The sequence below is a fragment of the Peribacillus sp. FSL R5-0717 genome, from assembly GCF_038002945.1.
Classification (GTDB): Bacteria; Bacillota; Bacilli; order Bacillales; family DSM-1321; genus Peribacillus; species Peribacillus frigoritolerans.
The window spans coordinates 2,778,858-2,794,912 of sequence record NZ_JBBOOF010000001.1; the positions used below are offsets into that span (position 1 = coordinate 2,778,858).

General features: G+C 41.3%; 18 protein-coding genes. 13 read left to right on the forward strand and 5 right to left on the reverse strand.

Annotated features, from left to right (window positions below; translation table 11 throughout):
- The first annotated feature begins 3 nt into the window (after nucleotides 1-3).
- The 3 genes from NYE65_RS13680 (at nucleotide 4) to NYE65_RS13690 (ending at nucleotide 3,515) form a co-directional block, all read left to right on the forward strand.
- Nucleotides 4-1,488 (forward strand): NCS1 family transporter, encoded by a 1,485-nt coding sequence (locus NYE65_RS13680; RefSeq protein ID WP_340861059.1) that lies wholly within the window; start codon nucleotides 4-6, stop codon nucleotides 1,486-1,488.
- A gap of 16 nt (nucleotides 1,489-1,504) precedes the next feature.
- Nucleotides 1,505-1,723, forward strand: a complete 219-nt coding sequence (locus tag NYE65_RS13685) for a hypothetical protein (RefSeq protein ID WP_034304894.1) — start codon at nucleotides 1,505-1,507, stop codon at nucleotides 1,721-1,723.
- Between the two features lie 157 nt (nucleotides 1,724-1,880).
- A complete protein-coding gene (locus NYE65_RS13690; RefSeq protein ID WP_328177925.1) occupies nucleotides 1,881-3,515 on the forward strand; it encodes a PucR family transcriptional regulator in 1,635 nt (544 codons plus the stop codon).
- A 127-nt stretch (nucleotides 3,516-3,642) separates the two neighbouring features.
- Here NYE65_RS13690 and yhfH (NYE65_RS13695) read toward each other — a convergent pair whose 3' ends face one another.
- From yhfH (NYE65_RS13695) to yhfH (NYE65_RS13715), 5 genes are read right to left on the reverse strand one after another with little or no spacing between them, the layout of a single operon-like run.
- Nucleotides 3,643-3,783 carry a protein YhfH gene (yhfH, locus tag NYE65_RS13695; RefSeq protein ID WP_082201098.1) on the reverse strand — a complete coding sequence of 47 codons (141 nt, stop codon included), beginning with the start codon at nucleotides 3,781-3,783 and terminating at the stop codon, nucleotides 3,643-3,645.
- A gap of 28 nt (nucleotides 3,784-3,811) precedes the next feature.
- Nucleotides 3,812-3,949: a protein YhfH gene (yhfH, locus tag NYE65_RS13700; RefSeq protein WP_340861060.1), complete on the reverse strand. Its 138-nt coding sequence runs from the start codon at nucleotides 3,947-3,949 to the stop codon at nucleotides 3,812-3,814.
- 25 nt (nucleotides 3,950-3,974) lie between these two features.
- Nucleotides 3,975-4,112 (reverse strand): protein YhfH, encoded by a 138-nt coding sequence (yhfH, locus tag NYE65_RS13705; RefSeq protein WP_082196596.1) that lies wholly within the window; start codon nucleotides 4,110-4,112, stop codon nucleotides 3,975-3,977.
- A 29-nt stretch (nucleotides 4,113-4,141) separates the two neighbouring features.
- The gene (yhfH, locus tag NYE65_RS13710; protein WP_082162914.1) at nucleotides 4,142-4,279 is read right to left on the reverse strand and encodes a protein YhfH; all 138 of its coding nucleotides are present in this window, start codon (nucleotides 4,277-4,279) and stop codon (nucleotides 4,142-4,144) included.
- Between the two features lie 43 nt (nucleotides 4,280-4,322).
- Nucleotides 4,323-4,457, reverse strand: coding sequence for a protein YhfH (gene yhfH, locus NYE65_RS13715; RefSeq protein WP_258249957.1), 135 nt, complete (start codon nucleotides 4,455-4,457; stop codon nucleotides 4,323-4,325).
- A gap of 476 nt (nucleotides 4,458-4,933) precedes the next feature.
- Here yhfH (NYE65_RS13715) and NYE65_RS13720 point away from each other — a divergent pair, with 476 nt between their 5' ends.
- The 10 genes from NYE65_RS13720 (at nucleotide 4,934) to NYE65_RS13765 (ending at nucleotide 16,051) form a co-directional block, all read left to right on the forward strand.
- On the forward strand, nucleotides 4,934-5,824 hold the full coding sequence (locus NYE65_RS13720) for a diacylglycerol/lipid kinase family protein (RefSeq protein ID WP_340861061.1): 891 nt from the start codon (nucleotides 4,934-4,936) through the stop codon (nucleotides 5,822-5,824).
- 234 nt (nucleotides 5,825-6,058) lie between these two features.
- Nucleotides 6,059-8,092 carry a Na+/H+ antiporter gene (locus NYE65_RS13725; RefSeq protein ID WP_098185300.1) on the forward strand — a complete coding sequence of 678 codons (2,034 nt, stop codon included), beginning with the start codon at nucleotides 6,059-6,061 and terminating at the stop codon, nucleotides 8,090-8,092.
- A 120-nt stretch (nucleotides 8,093-8,212) separates the two neighbouring features.
- On the forward strand, nucleotides 8,213-8,725 hold the full coding sequence (locus NYE65_RS13730; protein ID WP_057276340.1) for a GNAT family N-acetyltransferase: 513 nt from the start codon (nucleotides 8,213-8,215) through the stop codon (nucleotides 8,723-8,725).
- A 178-nt stretch (nucleotides 8,726-8,903) separates the two neighbouring features.
- On the forward strand, nucleotides 8,904-10,289 hold the full coding sequence (locus NYE65_RS13735) for a protoporphyrinogen oxidase (protein WP_340861062.1): 1,386 nt from the start codon (nucleotides 8,904-8,906) through the stop codon (nucleotides 10,287-10,289).
- A 170-nt stretch (nucleotides 10,290-10,459) separates the two neighbouring features.
- Complete coding sequence (locus NYE65_RS13740; protein WP_328177929.1) at nucleotides 10,460-11,002, forward strand: helix-turn-helix domain-containing protein; 543 nt, start codon at nucleotides 10,460-10,462, stop codon at nucleotides 11,000-11,002.
- 61 nt (nucleotides 11,003-11,063) lie between these two features.
- The gene (locus tag NYE65_RS13745; RefSeq protein WP_034304875.1) at nucleotides 11,064-12,173 is read left to right on the forward strand and encodes an ABC transporter ATP-binding protein; all 1,110 of its coding nucleotides are present in this window, start codon (nucleotides 11,064-11,066) and stop codon (nucleotides 12,171-12,173) included.
- Nucleotides 12,163-12,966, forward strand: a complete 804-nt coding sequence (locus NYE65_RS13750) for an ABC transporter permease (RefSeq protein WP_340861063.1) — start codon at nucleotides 12,163-12,165, stop codon at nucleotides 12,964-12,966. Before NYE65_RS13745 ends, NYE65_RS13750 begins: the two co-directional genes overlap by 11 nt.
- Before the next feature lies 1 nt (nucleotide 12,967).
- Nucleotides 12,968-13,771: an ABC transporter permease gene (locus NYE65_RS13755; protein WP_340861064.1), complete on the forward strand. Its 804-nt coding sequence runs from the start codon at nucleotides 12,968-12,970 to the stop codon at nucleotides 13,769-13,771.
- Nucleotides 13,768-14,841 carry an ABC transporter substrate-binding protein gene (locus NYE65_RS13760; protein WP_328177931.1) on the forward strand — a complete coding sequence of 358 codons (1,074 nt, stop codon included), beginning with the start codon at nucleotides 13,768-13,770 and terminating at the stop codon, nucleotides 14,839-14,841. The genes NYE65_RS13755 and NYE65_RS13760 overlap by 4 nt, the downstream gene beginning before the upstream one ends.
- A gap of 319 nt (nucleotides 14,842-15,160) precedes the next feature.
- Nucleotides 15,161-16,051, forward strand: a complete 891-nt coding sequence (locus NYE65_RS13765) for a peptidylprolyl isomerase (RefSeq protein WP_340861065.1) — start codon at nucleotides 15,161-15,163, stop codon at nucleotides 16,049-16,051.
- Nucleotides 16,052-16,055: the final 4 nt, after the last annotated feature.

The window sequence follows — 16,055 nt, forward strand, 5'->3', positions numbered from 1 at the left end:
TTTATGAGTGAGAAGAAAGATTATTTAAAGTCTCCCGATTTGCTGCCTATACCTCATAGTGAGAAAAACATAAGTGCAGCCGGATTTGGGTTCATTTGGGTTGGCATGGCTGTAGTATTGGCTGCCTTCGCGATCGGTGGGAACGGTGTTCAAAGTTTATCCTTAGGCTGGGTCGTTCTTGCAACGGTCATTGCCTGTGTGGTTCTCGGCTTTTTGATGACAATGACAGGGGATATCGGTGTTGAACATGGAATATCATTTCCAGTCTATATGAGGGCGCCGTTCGGTACGATTGGCACCCACATCCCTTCGGTTGTGCGCGGTTTTGTAGCGTCATGCTGGTTCGGCCTCAATACTTACTTTGGAGCCACTGCAATGAACGCTATCTTTACAACTCTTTTTGACTTTGATAATTGGTTTATCTGCTTCCTCGTTTTTGCCGTTTTACAATTAGTCAACACGGCAATGGGAATAAAGTCGATTGAACGATTCGCCGACTTGGCGGCGCCCGTCATCATTCTAATTTCTGGATGGATGTATTTCACCCTATCCGATCAGGCTGTGGCCCAAGGAAGGGAGGTATGGTCCTGGATTGAAAGTCCGGTCACTGGCGGGGCCGCCGCAACGGCTTTCATGGTCGTCATTATGGCAAATATGGGATTTTGGGGCACATTGACTGCAGATATGCCGACGCTTTCCCGCTATATAAAGGCACCAAAAAATGAAAAAAATTGGTTCAAACGCAATAAGGGGCAAATAATTGGGAATATTATCACCTATCCCATCACCCAGACGTTCATGGTGATTATCGGAGCGGTTTCTTATATGGCTGTTTCCAATTATGACCCTGTAGTTGCCATACAGGGATCAGCAAGCGGAATTGCCCTCGGCGTCCTTTTGATCATGATCGTATTTGCTCAATGGTCGACGAATACTACGGCCAATGTCATTCCCGCAGCTACCATTTTCTCCAATGTCATGGGCCCTAAAATGCCATTTTGGGCGGGAGTCGTTGTAGCGGGGGTTATTGGGATAGTAGTTCAGCCATGGAGCCTGTTCGGCATCATCATAGAAGTTTTATTAATAATAGGTGGAATCCTGGCATCCATTGTCGGCATCCTGGTAGCGGATTACTATTTCCTTCGTAAACGGAGAGTGAATGTACAAGAACTTTATGAAAGTGAAGGCCAGTATAAGTACTTGAATGGAGTGAATTGGGCAGGAATCATTTCTTGGGTGATTGGAGGAATCGGTGCCACGGTTTTATCAAATTATTCGTTTATTATCGGTTTTCTTCTCGGCGGTGCTAGTTATTTTATATTAGCTAAGTATTGGTGGTTCAAGCGATATGAACAAGCTGAAATCATCGATCCGAGCGATGAGAAATATTTAGGAATTTCAGTTGGAAGGGATTGGATAATCGGAAAAGGTCCAGAACTTGAGGTAGAGATGGTTTTTACGGCTTCGACCGGCAAGAAGAACGTTTGAAAAAGGGGGAATGGAAATGTCCGAATATCAAGAGTATCGCTTAGAAAGGGAACAAATCGATTTTTTGCTTGAAAGAGGATATCGAATCACCCGGGTTTCCGAAAGTTTAAGTGGAGCTTTTCTCGATTTTGAACTGATTGAAGGAACGAAGCAGGAATGGAAGCAATTGAACATCAAAACCCCGGAAGGTAGGAAATACTTCTCTACATTGCTTTTCAAAAAAAAATTGAATTGAGTAAGTTACGGACCGGGCCTATTCCTCACGAATGGGTCCTTTTTGTTCGAGTTTTTTGTAGAATTTTGACGTTAGATTTTCTGACAAGTGTCTGGAGATTTAAGGGGTGTCCGTTTATAATAGATTTTAAAGCAGTTTTATAAAAGGATGTGGCTGGATGAATACATCGATTACAATCGAGGAAATTCTAACACGCAAGCATTTTAATCTGACGGATATAATTGCAGGCAGCAGTGGGATAAAACGTCAAGTGAAGTGGGTCCACTGCATGGAAGTCACGCAAATCAGCCATTTGTTAAATGGAAACGAACTGATACTGACTACCGGTTTAGGGTGGAAAGACTGCGATGACACATTTCTATCCTGCTTAAGACAGTTAATAGAATGCGATGCAGCTGGACTCTGTATAGAGATTGGCGCCAACACCATGGCAGTGCCGCAATGTGCCATCGATCTCGCTAATGAACGGCAATTCCCTATCATCCTATTTCATGAAGAAGTCCCTTTCGTGGAAATCACGCAGGATATACATTCCCTTATCATCAATAAACAATATCAGATGATCTCCAACTTAGAAAACTACTCACAGCAGTTAAATAAAAATCTCCTCGAAATTGACCATTATGAACCAATTCTAAAATTTCTCCACAGCTATTTAAATGTACAGGTTATTCTTATCTTTAATGAAAATGATATAGCCAGCATTCCAAAAATAAAGAAAAAAACAACCTATCAAATGGTAGCGGACATATATGAAGAGAAGCGTAAATTGGATAAAACCGTTCTTGGACAGCCGATACAAGTGCTTGGCGAAAATTATGCGGAACTGCTCATCAGCAGCAACGGCAGGGAGTTGACTGATTTTGATTCATTGATCTTGGATCGAACGGCTACCGCATTGGCACAGCATCTATTAAGGGAGTTATATATAGAAGAAAAGAAAATGTCGGAAGAAAGTATATGGCTTACAAATTGGATTGAAGGTGAATATAGTGACGAAGCGATCCGGGAAAGGCTTTCCTATATTGATCCGAAAATGCAGTTGGATGGCGGAATTGTTTGCATTTGCAAACAACACCCAAAGTATAATAAAAATTCCGCAAAATTAGATGGAACCTATTTTAAGATAATGTTTAGAACTGTTTTTGAACAGTACGGCTTTCAGATATTTTCCATGGAAATACATCAGCATCTTGTTTTTATTTTAGGTGATAATCGTTCATCCGAAGATTGGAAATCAAGGGTTACAAACGCGCTGGATCGAATCATGAAAATGGATGTAAGCGGGCGTAATCGTATGGGGCTGCTTTCGATTGGTTTTGGTAAGCATGTTCACAGGTTAAGTGAGATTTATAAAAGTTATGAAACGGCCCGTGAGACGTTGCTGCTTCAGGATACATTGCCAGAGGATGACAGGAGCTTCTTTTATCAGGACTTACATATGCATCGCATGATTTCACTCATAAATAAGCATGGAAATCTGGAGGAAACGGTATATGAATATTTAGGTCCTGTCATTGAATACGACAAGCAAAACAATGGAGAGCTAATGCCTACCCTGAAGACATACCTTGCCTGTAACGGTTCTAAACAGGAAACATCAAAACAATTATTCATTGTCCGGCAAACGTTATATCATAGGCTTGAAAAATTGGAGAAACTGCTAGGTTCTGATTTTATGCGTTCCGATAAGCGTCTGGGCCTTGAATTCATGATTTTTGCATTGGACTTCTTACAATACAGCAGCAGGAAGATCAGCGGGAAGTATGTAGATAAATATATTGGGAGATGAAAAGATAGTAAGACTGAAGGGTGTCCAGGGGACATCCTTTTTTGAATGCAAGGAAAGGGAGGCAGATAACAAGGTTAATGCTGACATCAAAATGGCCTATATAGCACCTTGATGTCAGCATCTTTTATTAATATTCATCTTTTTTGGAAAGGCAGCGGTCACATTCCAAGAGGTAGGATTCAGCTTGTTCAATGATATGGGTCCCGCATTCCGAACATTGTTTAGGCGGCAGTGTCCTGAAGAATTCCAATGGGTTTTTGGTTTGCATGGTGATTCCTCCTTATGATTTGGTTTAATCAGTCTTCGTGTTTGGAAAGGCAGCGGTCACATTCCAAGAGATAGGATTCAGCTTGTTCAATGATATGGGTCCCGCATTCCGAACATTGTTTAGGCGGCAGTGTCCTGAAGAATTCCAGTGGTTTTTTGGTTTGCATGATGATTCCTCCTTATGATTTGGTTTCAGTCTTCGCGTTTGGAAAGGCAGTGGTCACATTCCATCAAGTAAGATTCAGCTTGTTCAGTGATATGGGTTCCGCACTCCGTACATTGTTTAGGCGGCAGTGTCCTGAAGAATTCCAGTGGATTTATAGTTTGCATGATGGTTCCTCCTTTTAGATTCGGTTTAATCAGTCTTCGCGTCTGGAAAGGCAGCGGTCACATTCCATTAAGTAGGATTCAGCATGCTCGATAATATGGTCACCGCACTCAGGGCAATGTTTAGCAGGGATATTGTTAAAAAACTCAATGGATTTTTTCATTTGCATGATGATTTCCTCCTTTTAATGTTAGATATATTTTCCGGCCGCTTTATTCTTCACGTTTGGAAAGGCAGCGATCGCATTCCATCAGATAGGAATTTGAATGGTCCACATGTGTTTCACCACATTCCGGGCAATGTTTAAATGAATCGATTATGAGTAAATCTGATTGATTTGCTTGCATGTCTCGCTCCCCCTCCTTGTAGTACAGTTTTTGTTGTTTGCTTGTTGTTATAATACAGTATATACCCGAATCTGGAAAATGTATAGGTATTTTACAGAAAATTTGAAATTTTTTTCACCCATAGTGTGAAAACCCTATTGGAATGGGATTTATCATCTGTATATTTTTTTATTTTTCTCCACGGCAAGTAGGAAATGAAAGAAATAATGCTTTTTATAAAACGAAAAAACAATCAGGGAGTGAAACGGACAAACAATTTTCAATGTGTTGAGTGGGGCATTAATATAACAGATGGGAAACAGGAGGTTGGGTGATCATTGAATGCCTCACAGTCGATGTAACATAAAAGAACTTGTTCTAAAATGTCAGCAATATCCAAACGGCAGCGATTTATATGTAAGTTCCTGTCTGGATGGTTTTAATACTTCAGTAAAGAGGTAACTTGCTAGTAGAAGTACAATAATGGGAGGTAGCATATGTCGAAAGCGATGATTATCGTCAATCCATCTTCAGGCAAGGAAAAGGCAGGGAAGATTTTGCCGAAAGCAGAAAAGGCACTAGGGGAACTTTTTGATGAGGTATGCGTTCGTAAAACGGAAGGAGAGGGCGATGCGACGGGTTTTGCAAAGGAGGCCTGTGCAGAAAGATTCGATGCTGTCATTTCCATGGGTGGTGATGGAACGGTGAACGAGATAGTGAATGGCTTGGGCGAGCAGCAGCATCGGCCTATCTTCGGTATCATTCCACTAGGAACCATCAATGATTTCGCCAGGTCTTTGGGAATACCACTGAATCCCAATGTAGCCATCGAGACCTTGAAGGATATGCATATTAAGGAATCGGACATAGGAAAGGTCAATGAACGTTACTTCATGAATGTGTTGGCGGTAGGGGCAATCGCGGAGGCCACCTATAATGTTTCCGTTGAACAAAAAACCCGTCTTGGGTCTTTTGCCTATTTCATTGAAGGAGCAAAAGCGATCATTAAAAAGACTCCGTTTCCTTTAACGGTTGAACATGATCACGGGAAGTGGATGGGGGAGGCTCATTTACTAATTGCAACCATGACTAACTCCGTCGGCGGTTTTGAACAACTTGCACCAGAGGCGGAAGTGAATGATGGAAAGCTGCACACATTCATCATTAAGGATTTATCTCTTCCTCTCATCGTCAAGATCATTCCCAGTTTGATCAGGGGGGAGATCATGGGGAATGACGAAGTCGAATATATTAAAACATCCAAGCTCCATTTAACCACGTCAGAGGAACTTGCAGTCAATATCGATGGCGATGAAGGCATTCTTCTTCCTTTCCAGGCAAATGTACTGCATAAACATCTTCGTCTATTCGTCCCGGGAACTAAATGATTCGATTAGTTCCCATTTCATTCATCATGTTGGAAAAGCTGATCATGGTTTAGCCAATCAGCTTTTTTCTTTGCGGGTGTTCATCGTACACAACGTAAGCTTCTTCGCTTTTGATAAAAGGTATCATTATTCAGAAGGATTCCAGGTTAGAATAGTTAATGCATGATTGACTGGGTATAAATATGTTACGCTTATATTTATGATTATAGATGAGAGAGGAAGTTTGATGTTCGTATGGAGTTTTTTCTTGTTATATTAGCCCTTCTTATATTGATAGGAGTGTCTAATGTAATTAACCATTTTATACCCTTTATACCTGTACCATTAATACAAATAGCACTTGGTGTCATATTGGCACTTTTACCCCTGGGTATGCATGTTGAGATGGAGACGGAATTATTTTTGCTATTATTCATCGCACCCCTATTGTTCAATGATGGCAAAAATGTACCCCGAACAGCACTATGGAAGTTGAGAGCACCCATTCTGATGCTTGCACTGGGCCTCGTATTCATAACGGTTTGGGCAGGCGGGTATTTAATTAATTGGATGATCCCTTCGATACCATTGCCGGCAGCATTCGCTTTGGCGGCCATTTTGTCACCTACGGATGTAGTGGCAGTAAGCGCTTTGGCGAGTCGGGTCAAATTGCCTAAGAGCATCATGCACCTTCTCGAAGGCGAAGGGCTGATGAATGATGCCTCAGGTTTAGTCGCCTTTAAGTTTGCCGTTGCAGCTACAGTCACTGGTGTTTTCTCCTTAGTCGACGCAACCTTCAGTTTCATATGGATTGCAATTGGTGGGTTTGTTGGTGGAGCCATACTAGCTTTCATCATTATCAGGCTTCGTGTATTTCTTCGCCGTTTAGGGATGGAAGATGTCACGATGCATATGCTTATCCAAATCCTGACTCCTTTTATTATTTTCCTCGCTGTGGAACATTTCCACCTTTCTGGGATTTTGGCAGTCGTGGCTGGGGGAATTGTCCATGCCATTGAACGAGATCGGGAAATTTCACCAACAGTGGAACTTCAAGTCGTTTCAAAGAGTACATGGTCCGTCATTTTATATGTATTGAATGGTCTTGTATTCGTTTTGCTTGGCTTGCAAATCCCAAGCGTTGCGAAAACGATCTTTCAAGATCCAGCCTTCAATAATGGACAAGTGATCCTTTATATCGTGATCATTACACTTTTCCTTTTCGCTTTACGATTCATTTGGCTTACGGCTGCCTGGTCGATTGGCTGGATGACGAAAAAAGCGGGAGCCCAAAAACCGGACTTCAAAGCGGCCGGGATAATTACCATTTCCGGAGTTCGCGGAGCTGTAACGTTAGCGGGTTCGTTCTCGATTCCATATGTGTTGGCAGATGGAAGTCCTTTTCCTGAGCGTTCATTAATCATTTTCATTGCAGCAGGTGTCATATTGCTGACACTGATTGTTGCGAGTGTATTTCTGCCAATCGTGGCACGGTCGGAAGAAGAGGAAGTGGTGGATAAGCAGGCTGACAGAACGAAAGCTGCTGCCATCCACTCACATCAAGCCGCTATACGGGTGATTGAGTCCCAAATGACAGATGAAAACCGAGAAGCGGCTTTGTCGATCATTTCCAGGTATTGTACCAAGATCAATGAACTGTCCTATGTAGAACAGGAGAAAGAACCGGCCGCATTAAGGGAAGAAGAGAAGGATCTTCGCTTCAAGGCCCTTGAAGCAGAGCAAAGATTCCTGGATAAACTCATTAAGGATGAAAAAGTGGACCGGGAGACGGCGTATATATGCAAGGAATATATCCAGCGTATGGAAGGTGCCGTAACAAATCGACTGAAGTTCCGTTTTTTTAGGTCAGTAACGCTGTTCAGGAGAAGTATGCTGAGGGTTTTAAAATTATTTTTCCCTAATAAAAGTGAAATAAGAAAAATCAATCTTAAGAGATTGGAAAAGGTCAGGGATCTTAAAATCAGGATGTATAAAGCCGCCATCCAAGAGATACAGGCCGGAATTACAGCCGATAATCATAAGACATCCTCGATGATCATAGACGAGTATAAAGTGTTGATTTTAAAATGCAAACGTGAGAACAGAGGCAGTACCCCGAGTAAAATGGTTGAGTATGAAAGGGAGCTGTTCTATAAAGCGATCCAGGCAGAACGGGACGAAGTGCAGGATATGTTTGAAAAACGACAAATCTCCCGTGATGTTGCCAACATACTCCGCCAGCAAATCAATTTACGGGAAGCACTCACTATCAATGAAAATACACATTGATTATACAGAAGGAGCACTGTCGATATATTCGGCAGTGCTCCTTACGGTTTGTGAAGGGAATATCGGACAGGGCATCGAATCATTATTGTATTCAATAATTGATGAAAGAGAGTGTGCTTAATGGAAAAGGAAATCGAGACCATAACTTTAACGCCTTATATACCGGAACACCTTCACCAGCTTTCCCAGTTTTATTTACCGAATACACAAACTCCTTTTTCAGCTCTGCCGGAAGAGTCACTAAAATATTGCCGGGAAGATTGCGACAGGCACCCTTTCGTAATATTGGCCGATGGTATCCCAGTTGGCTTTTTCGTTTTACACATTGGCGAAAACACCGACCCTTTCACCAGCGATAAAAAAGCGATTTTACTCCGGGGATTCCTTGTTGATCAAAAACATCAGGGAAAAGGGATTGGAAAGAAAGCCTTGCAAATCCTTCCGGAATTCGCAAAAGGGATTTTTCCAAACAAGGATTCAATCATTCTGGCAGTGGACTTCATGAACGTGAACGCAAAAACGCTTTATGCGAAATCGGGGTTTCAGGATACAGGCATTCAGAAGGAAGGCAGAAGCGGGTTGATGGAGATAATGGAATATAGATTGGATATGGGGAACAAGGATATCGAATAAGGGAGGAATAACAAATGAAATTGGCTAATGGACTTTTCCAAAAGGGGAAGTCTTTTTTGTCCAATTTGTTACAGGTTTCGTTATGTAACCGAAGATTTTAGAAGGGCTGCTTTTAATAATGCCGCTGCCTTATGGTACACTTTACTTATTGCAAAATCTTAATCGAGGTGTAGTCCTAATGAAAACAGTCGTAGTTGTAGGTGGAGGCATTACCGGTTTATCAACCATGTATTATTTACAAAAGACAGTTAAAGCGAGGAGTCTCTCCGTACGATTAATATTAATAGAAGGAAATGAGGAACTAGGCGGTAAAATAAGGACTGTGCACGATGGTCCTTTTAAAATTGAAGCGGGTGCCGATTCGATCGTCGCCAGGAAACAGAATATACAGCCATTTCTTAAAGAATTGAACCTGGAGGACCAAGTCGTCTATAATGCGACGGGAAAATCATTCATTCATACAGATGGGATGTTGAAGGGAATCCCCGAAGATGCCCTATTCGGAATACCAATGAGCCTGGAGTCACTGGCCAAAAGTGATTTGGTTTCCGCCCAAGGTAAGGTCGACGCCTTAAAGGATTTCTACACAAAAAATGAGACATTTACGAAGAATGACTCCATCGGATTATTTCTTGAAAGTTTCTTAGGCAAGGAATTGGTGCAAAAGCAGATATCGCCTGTCCTATCAGGTGTATACTCAGGAAAATTAAATGAATTGACCATTGCCAAAACACTGCCAGAGATGCTGGATTATAAAAATGAATATGGCAGTATAATACGAGGTCTATCGGAAAATAAGCAGAAATACAAAAGCAAGGGAAATAAGAAGTTCCTTTCGTTTAAAAATGGCTTATCAACATTGGTAGAAAGAATAGAGAAAAGCCTCGATATGGTCGAGATATTAAAAGGGGTCAGTGTAGATAAAATCGGAAGAAATGATGAGGCGTACATCATTACATTGGCAAACGGTGAAACGCTGGAAACGGACTTTATCGTATTGAGTACACCGCATACAATTGCCCAGAAATTATTGGGGGATCGGGAGTTGGATGAGGATTTCAACGGCTTGATCAATAGTTCGATGATTAGCGTTTATCTTGGATTCGATATCCCGGACAGCATGCTTCCTAAAGACGGGACAGGTTTCATTGCAGGCGATAATAGTGATTTGATCTGTAATGCATGCACCTGGACAAGCCGGAAATGGGAGCATACTTCTGAAAACAGTCAGCTTTTGGTAAGGCTTTTTTATAAAAGCTCTAGTCCGGACTATGAACGATTACAGTCCCTTACAAAACAGGAATTGATCTCTGTGGCTTTACACGATATTATGAACAGTCTAAGCATTTCTGGGAATCCAATTACGAGTGAAGTGACGAAATGGCATGAAAATATGCCGAACTACCATATTAAACATCCTCAAATCGTTCAATCACTGGAGGCGAAAATCTCCGAGAATTATCCGAATGTTTTACTTGCGGGCTGTTCATACAATGGAGTCGGAATCCCGGATTGTATTGCTGATGGGGAAAAGAAAGCGGAAGAGATATGTCTGAAGTTGTAAAAGGGGGACTGCCAGGCGGCAGTCCTTTTTTTTATCAATGCCGGAAATTCCGTTTGAAGTTTCCGGCATTTCCTGTATAATGATATTGGTAAAATTAAACTGAAAGTTTACTTATATAAAACTTTATCTACTGTGTGTTTACTATAAGTAAACCGATTGAGGGTTATGGAATGCAAATTGGAAAAAAAATAAAGAACCTTCGCTTGAAAAAAGGATTGACCCAGGAAGAATTGGGCGAAAGAACGGATTTAAGCAAAGGGTATATTTCACAGTTGGAAAGGGATCTTAGTTCCCCTTCGATTGAAACTCTTTTCAATATTTTAGAAGTACTCGGCTGCAAGCCGAAACAGTTCTTCGATGATGAGGATCAAGTCCAAAAAGTAGTGTATGAAGAAGAAGCACAAACATTTTTCATCGATGAAGAACGGGGATACCAAATTCAGTGGCTCGTGCCTGAATCGAATGAAAAGGAAATGGAACCTATTCGCCTGACTCTCCATGAAAAAGGGGAGTTCAAACAATTTGAACCATCCTTGTCGGAAACATTCGGGTATGTATTAAGCGGAAGAGTCATTGTAAAGCTAGGGACACATACGTATTTCGTCAAGGCAGGGGAATCGATTTATTTTCATGCTTCAGATGAACATCAAATCATCAATGATTTTGAAGGTCCGTCCGAGTTATTACTCGTGGTGACGGAATCATACTTATAGAATTCAAAAAATGCAATCGTTGAAGATTGATGAGTAAGGGAATGGAGAGAGGGAAGAAGCTATGGCAAATGGGAATATAATACGCTTCGATCAGGTTACGAAGCAATTTGATGATGAAACGGTGGTTCTCGATAATGTTAGTTTTGAAATCGAGAGAGGGAAGTTCTATACGCTATTGGGTCCTTCCGGATGTGGGAAGACCACGATCCTACGTTTGATTGCCGGATTTACGGAAGCTTCCAAAGGTGATATTTACTTTGAAGGGAAAAAGATCAATGATGTGCCAGCCAATAAAAGGCAAGTGAATACGGTATTTCAAGATTATGCACTGTTTCCGCATTTAAATGTGTTTGAAAATGTAGCATTTGGTCTTCGGATCAAAAAAATGAAGAATTCGGAAGTGGAAATCAAGGTGAAGGAAGCCCTCAGCTTTGTTAATTTGGAGGGGTATGAAAAACGGGAGATCAGGGAAATGTCCGGCGGTCAGCGGCAACGGGTAGCGATTGCGAGGGCTATTGTTAATGAACCTGAAGTCATCCTCCTGGATGAACCGCTATCTGCCCTCGATCTGAAATTGCGTACAGAAATGCAATATGAATTGCGGGAGCTGCAACAGAGGCTGGGAATCACGTTTATCTTCGTCACTCATGACCAAGAGGAAGCATTAGCGATGTCAGATGAGATTTTTGTCCTTAACAAAGGGAAAATCCAGCAAAGCGGGACCCCTACGGATATTTATGATGAACCGCTGAATCGATTCGTTGCCGATTTCATCGGTGAGTCCAATATTGTAAAAGGAAAAATGATTGAAGATTACCTCGTGGAATTCGTCGGCAGGCAGTTCGAGTGTGTTGACCAAGGATTGAACAGTAATGAAGCTGTCGATATTGTCATCCGCCCGGAAGATTTAGAGATTACTTCCGTCGATCGCGGAAAACTGCAAGTTCGGGTGGACTCCCAGCTATTTCGCGGTGTTCATTATGAAATCAGCTGTTATGACCATGATGGAAATGAATGGCTTGTTCAATCAACGAAAAAAGTGGCAGTCGGAGATGAAATAGGTCTTTATTTCGAACCGGAGTCGATCCATGTCATGCGATTGGGTGAAACTGAAGAAGAATTCGATAAGCGTCTGGAAGCGTATCATGATGGGGAAAGTCATGAAGAATAAAATATCCCGTAATATTTACTTCATACCCTATGTCTTATGGATTGCTTTATTCGTGATCGCACCCATTTTGTTAATCCTTTACTATTCCTTCTTTGACATTGAAGGCAATTTATCATTGATTAACTATCAAAAGTTCTTTACGCCAGTATATTTAAAAATGACAATAAGCTCATTTTGGTATGCATTCCTGATTACGGGAATATCCCTTTTAGTCGCTTACCCGACAGCCTATTTGTTAACGAAAACCAAGCATAAGAAGTTGTGGCTTTTGCTGATTATCGTGCCTTCCTGGATTAATTTACTTTTGAAGGCTTATGCCTTCATTGGGATTTTTGGCACGTATGGTGTGGCGAATGGATTTCTTGAGGCGGTAGGAATCGGAAAGCAGCAGATTCTCTTTACGGATTTCAGCTTCATATTCGTTTCGGTTTATATTTTCATCCCGTTTATGATTTTACCGATATTCAATGCGCTTGATGAAATGAATCCCACCCTTTTGGATGCGGCCAATGACTTGGGAGCGTCCCGATGGATGACATTCCGCCGTGTCATTTTTCCATTGACGTTAGATGGGGTAAAGACGGGATGCCAAGTAGTCTTCATCCCAGCACTTTCATTGTTCATGCTTACAAGATTGATTGCCGGTAACCGAGTCATTACGCTTGGTACTGCTATCGAGCAGCATTTCCTTGTAACACAGGATTGGGGAATGGGTTCCACGATCGCGGTATTTTTGATTATTATAATGTTCCTGATTATGTTTGTAACGGGTAACCGAAAGCAGGGTGTGTAAATTGGGCAATAAATTATCACCAATATCAAAAGCGTTTCTCGTTTTGATTTTTCTCATTCTCTATGGACCGATTTTCTTTTTAGTCTTTTACTCTTTTAACAGCGGTGGAACGATGTATGACTTTAAAGGGTTCACGATGGAGTGGTACAAGGAGCTGTTCCAAGATACGAGGCTGTTGATCATTGTATTGAATACACTTGTGATAGCTTTATTATCTGCACTGATCGCAACGATCATCGGGGTAATAGGGGCAATTGGAATTCGCTCCTTTACGAGCAGTAAAGCTAAGAATACGGTATTGTCATTGAATAATGTATTGATTGTCAGTCCCGATGTGATCATCGGTGCTTCCTTCCTGATTTTATTCACAATGGCCGGGATCAAGCTTGGATTCTACTCGGTACTGTTGTCACATGTCGCCTTCAGTATCCCAATCGTTGTGCTGCTGGTCCTTCCGAAACTTCAGGAAATGAGCCCTACTTTAATTGATGCCGCCCGAGATTTAGGGGCAAGCCGGTGGGATGTATTGACGAAAGTCATCCTTCCATACATCTTGCCAGGTATCTTTGCTGGTTTTTTTATGGCATTGACTTATTCACTTGATGATTTTGCGGTAACGTTCTTTGTGACCGGTAATGGTTTCTCCACTCTTTCCGTGGAAATCTATTCATTGGCCCGCCGTGGAATTTCATTGAATATCAATGCACTATCGACACTGCTGTTCGTCGTGACACTGCTGTTGGTTGTCGTCTATTACTTTATAACTCAACGTGTTAGGCAAACGGGAATGGGGGGGAAACGATGAAAAGGCTTCTCCAAATGTTTTTGCTCATTTCCCTCGTATCCGCTTTGCTGTTATATGCGATTTCAAGATTGAATTCAGCGCAGGGATTTACGAGCAGCAATACGCTTACCATCTATAATTGGGGCGATTACATCGATACGGATCTAATCGAACGTTTTGAAGAAGAAACAGGTATAAAGGTCATTTATGAGACGTTCGATTCGAATGAGGCCATGATGACTAAAATTGAACAGGGCGGTACCACTTATGATATTGCCATTCCGTCTGAGTATATGATCGATAAGATGAGGCAAGAAGACTTGCTGGTTCCCTTGGATCATTCCAAGCTTCCGAATTTGAAAAATATCGATGAGCGATTCATCGATCTGCCATTCGATCCGGAGAATAAATATTCCGTCCCGTACTTCTGGGGAACGGTTGGAATTGTTTACAATTCCAAGATGCTCGGTGGCAAAAAAATAACGGCCTGGGCGGATTTATGGGATAAAGATTTAAAAAATGAAATCCTTTTGACGGATGGCGCTAGAGAAGTGATGGGTATGGGTCTGAACTCTTTGAATTATTCATTGAATGATACAGATGAAGAACACCTTCAAGAGGCAAAAACCAAACTTGATGCCCTCACCCCGAATATTAAAGCGATAGTGGGAGATGAAAGCCGCATGCTATTGGAAGCCCAGGAGGCGGCGATTGGCCTTGTTTGGTCGGGAGTTGCTTCTGAAATCATGGCTGAAAATGAAGATCTCGAATACGTTGTTCCAAAAGAGGGGTCCAATTTATGGTTTGATAATATGGTCATCCCGAAAACAACGAAAAATGTCGATGCGGCCCACCAGTTCATCAACTTCATGCTGGACCCGAAAGTTGCAGCTCAAAATGCTGAATATGTAAGTTACTCGACACCTAATAAAGAAGCACTTAAATATATGCCTGAAGAAGTGGTTAAGGATGAACGTTTCTATCCATCACCTGAACTGACGAAGAAACTGGAAGTGTACGAAAACCTTGGGAAGAAAAATTTGGCCCGTTACAATGAACTCTTCCTTGAATTCAAGATGCATCGTAAATAACAAAATAAATAAAGCATGGTGTAGGAATTCACTCCGTACACCATGCTTTTTCGTTTGCTCGAAACTTACGAGTGAAAGCCGAATTACACTCTGTTACCTATATATCAAGATGATATAACGGTATAATACTGTTTTTTGTTATAATCATCCAAAATTTAATGTAAATCCATAACAGAATGAAATGCTTTAAAATATCTGCAGAGATATAAGTATGTTAGTATAATGATAGAGTTCATACATATTGAAGGTTAAGTTAAAGTCTTAAGGATTAATTAATATTTACAAGCTATCATAATAGAAAACTTAAGGGAGACTATTCATGAAACTATTAAAAAGCACGAAGGCATATATTTGGGCAGGGGGCATTTTAATCATTGCCGGGATCATGGCATTTGCGATGATTTCGTCCATGGATAAGACAATTGCGAGTATCGATGGCGAGAAAATCAATGAGGATGAGCTGTATGACGCGCTTGTTGCAGGGTACGGAGCAGATACTTTAGACCTGTTAATTACGAATAAATTGGTGGAATTGGAAGCGGAAAAAGCAGGAATCAAAATTAAGGATGAAGAAATCCAGAAAGAAATCGATGTTATGGTGGAGTCCTATGGTGATGAAAAGTCGTTAAAAGAACAATTGGAAGCAAGCGGTTCTTCAATGGATGCTTTAAAAAAGGACATCGTGGTTTACCTGCAAACGAAAAAATTGGTCGAACCGAGAATTACTGTAACGGACGATGAAATCAGTACGTATTTTGAAGATAATAAAGATACATTTGCTCAAGCGGAACAAGTGGAAGCTAGTCATATTTTAGTCGAAGACGAAAAAACGGCTAAAAAGGTTGCGAAAGAACTTGCGGCAGGCGGTGATTTTGCTAAGTTGGCAGCTGAATATTCCACTGATACTGAAACGGCGGATAACGGTGGGAGCCTGGGGTATTTTGGAAAAGGTGATATGGTGGAAGAGTTTGAAGATGTTGCCTTTGATCTTGATATAAATAAAGTCAGTGATCCAGTCAAAACCGAATATGGGTACCATATCATAAAAGTAACCGGTAAGAAGGAAGCAAAAAAAGCTAATTTAGAAGACAGTAAAGAAGTAATTAAAGAAACGCTTCTTTCTGAAAGATTACAAGAGGAATATCCAGTTTGGTTAGCCGAAGTGAAAAAAGACCATGATATAACGAATAAATTGGAGGACTCTAACTAAGGTA